3 protein-coding genes are annotated in these 2,418 nt (G+C 77.3%); all 3 read left to right on the top strand.

Features of this window, described 5'->3' with window-relative positions; all coding sequences use genetic code 11:
• Positions 1 to 65 precede the first annotated feature (65 nt).
• The gene (locus ACWCSD_RS51570) at positions 66 to 998 is read left to right on the top strand and encodes an ABC transporter ATP-binding protein (protein WP_449927055.1); all 933 of its coding nucleotides are present in this window, start codon (positions 66 to 68) and stop codon (positions 996 to 998) included.
• Positions 995 to 1,792 carry an ABC transporter permease gene (locus tag ACWCSD_RS51565; protein WP_397163046.1) on the top strand — a complete coding sequence of 266 codons (798 nt, stop codon included), beginning with the start codon at positions 995 to 997 and terminating at the stop codon, positions 1,790 to 1,792. Before ACWCSD_RS51570 ends, ACWCSD_RS51565 begins: the two co-directional genes overlap by 4 nt.
• A 174-nt stretch (positions 1,793 to 1,966) precedes the next feature.
• On the top strand, positions 1,967 to 2,418 hold a 452-nt coding region (locus ACWCSD_RS51560), incomplete at its 3' end, for an alpha/beta fold hydrolase (RefSeq protein ID WP_449927052.1).

Genomic DNA, 2,418 nt, shown 5'->3' with positions numbered 1-2,418 from the left:
ACGGCCGGCGGCCGGGTGACGACGTTGCCTGAGCCGCGGATCGGCACGCTCGGCAACGAACCGCTCTGCGACGGCACCCATCGCGAGATCGGCTTGGCTTCACGGTCCGGCCCGGGGCGGTCACCGCGTTCCTCGGTCTCAACGGCGCCGGGAAGACCACGACGATGCGCATGATGGTCGGCCACGTCACCCCCACCCGCGGCGGCGTGACGATCGGCGGCCGACGCTACCGTGACCTGCCGCGACCGACCACCGTGGTGGGCGCGACCTTCGACGCCGCCTCCTTCCACCCCCGTCATTCGGTCCGCGACCATCTGCGCGTCTACGCCGCGATGGGCGGCCATCCCGATCGCCGGGTCGGCGACCTGCTGGGCCTGGTGGGCCTGGCCGGAGCCGCCGGGCGGGCGACCGGCGCCCTGTCCACCGGGATGCGGCAGCGGCTCAACCTGGCCACCGCCCTGCTCGGCGACCCCCGGGTGCTGCTGCTGGACGAGCCGGGCAACGGCCTGGACCCCGAGGGGGCGGCGTGGCTGCGCTCGTTCCTGCGCGAGATGGCCGCGCAGGGCCGGGCGGTGCTGGTCTCCAGCCACGTGCTGGCCGAGGTGGAGCAGGTCGCCGACGACGTGGTGGTCATCGGGCGGGGGCGGCTGCTGGCCGCCGGCCCCCTGCGCGAGCTGTGCGGCACCGAGCCGGACGTGCTGGTGCGCACCCCCGACGCCGCCGCCCTGCGCGCGGCGCTGGCCGCCGAGGCCGCGCAGGTGGACGTGGCCGGCCCGCACGACCTGCGGGTCCGCGGCCTCGATCCGGCGCGGGTCGCCGCCCTGGCCGCGGCGCACGGGCTGCCGGTGCACGGCCTGACCACCGAACGCCCCACCCTGGAACGGCTCTTCCTCGGCCTCACCGGCCAGACGGCGGGCGTGCGGGAGCGGGCGGGCGCGGGCGGGGAAGCGGCGGGCGCGCCGGATGAGGCGGGCGCGGACGGGGAGGCGGCGGCATGACCGGGTTCGTGCGGGCGGAGTTCCGGCGCCTGCTGGCCACCAGGATGTGGTGGGGCATGCCGCTGGCGGCCGTCCTGCTCGGGGGCGGTCTGATCGGGCTGCTGGCCCTGGTCGGGCCGGAGAACTTCGAGCCGCCGATGCCGGGGCTGGACACCGAGGCGGGGGTGCGGGCCGTCCTGGGGTTCCTCGGGTTCACCGCCTTCGTGCCGGCCGCCGTCGGGACGCTCGCCGTCACGTCGGAGTACCGGCACCGCACGGTGAACTTCACCTTCCTGTTCGCGCCGGACCGGTGGCGGGTGCTGGTGGCCAAGCTCGTCGCCTACGCCGTGGCGGGCCTGGCGTACGGGCTGGTGCTGGCCGGGACGGCCGGGGCGGCGCTGTTCGGCGTGGCCGCGGCCCGCGGCGTCGAGCTGGGCCTGCCCGCCGGGACGATCGTGGCGCTGCTGGCCCGGCTGGGGGTGGCGATGGCGGTCTACGTGGTGCTGGGCGTGGGCATGGGCGCGCTGATCCGCAACCAGGTCGCGGCGCTGTGCGTGGTGATCGGCTACCTGTACGGCGGCGAGCTGGCGCTGATCATGATCCCCGGCGTGCGGGAGTTGTACCCGTGGCTGCCCGGCGGCGCGACCTCGGCGCTGACCGACTTCACCGCCGTGGCCGACGCGCTGGCCGCCCAGTTGTCGAGCGAGCCGGTCCGGCTGCTGTCACCGGCCGCCGGGGCGCTGGTCCTGCTGGCGTACGCGGCGCTGGCGAGCGCGGCCGCCGTCCTGCGGCCGCTCCGCCGCGACGTGGCCTGACCCGGCCCCGGCCCGGCCCGGCCGGTGGCGGCCTTGCCGGTACGGGCCCGGCCGGTGGCGGCCTTACCGGTGAAGGCTCGACCGGTGGCGGCCTTACCGGTGCGGGGCCCGGCCGGTGGCGGGCGGGAACATTCGTACAAGCCGGCGGGGCGGGTGGCCCGCGACAGTGTGGCCATGATGACTTCCCAAGAGGTCCGGACCCCGGCCCGCCCGGCGGCCGGGCGGCGCGCGAAGGGCCGCGGCCGACGTCGTCGCGTCGTGGCGGCCGTGCTGCTCGCGGCCGCCGTGCTGCTCCTGGCGAACACGCTGGTGGTGTCGGGGCAGGAGGCCGCGGGCGAGTCGAACGTGCCCCTCGACGGCGGCGGCCTGTACGTCCGCCAGGACGGCCCCGCCGGCGCCCCGGCGCTCGTGCTGATCCACGGCCTGGCCGGCTCGACCCGCTGGTGGGACCCGGTGGTCCCGGAACTGGCGCGGTCGCATCGCGTGATCCGCATCGACCTGCTCGGGCACGGCCGGTCGGCCAAACCGGCCGGCGGCGGCTACACCGTCGCCGAGCAGGGACGGCGGGTCGGCGCGGCGCTGGACCGGCTCGGCGTGCGGCACGCGGTCGTGGCCGGCCACTCCAC

Source organism: Nonomuraea sp. NPDC001684, from assembly GCF_053596515.1.
Note: the sequence above shows the minus strand (reverse complement) of the source record. Positions and strands in the feature narration are given on the sequence as shown.

Excerpts from the sequence above, each read along its gene's own strand:
- ACWCSD_RS51565 (WP_397163046.1), top strand. The coding sequence starts at position 995 with ATGACCGGGTTCGTGCGGGCGGAGTTCCGGCGCCTGCTGGCCACCAGG.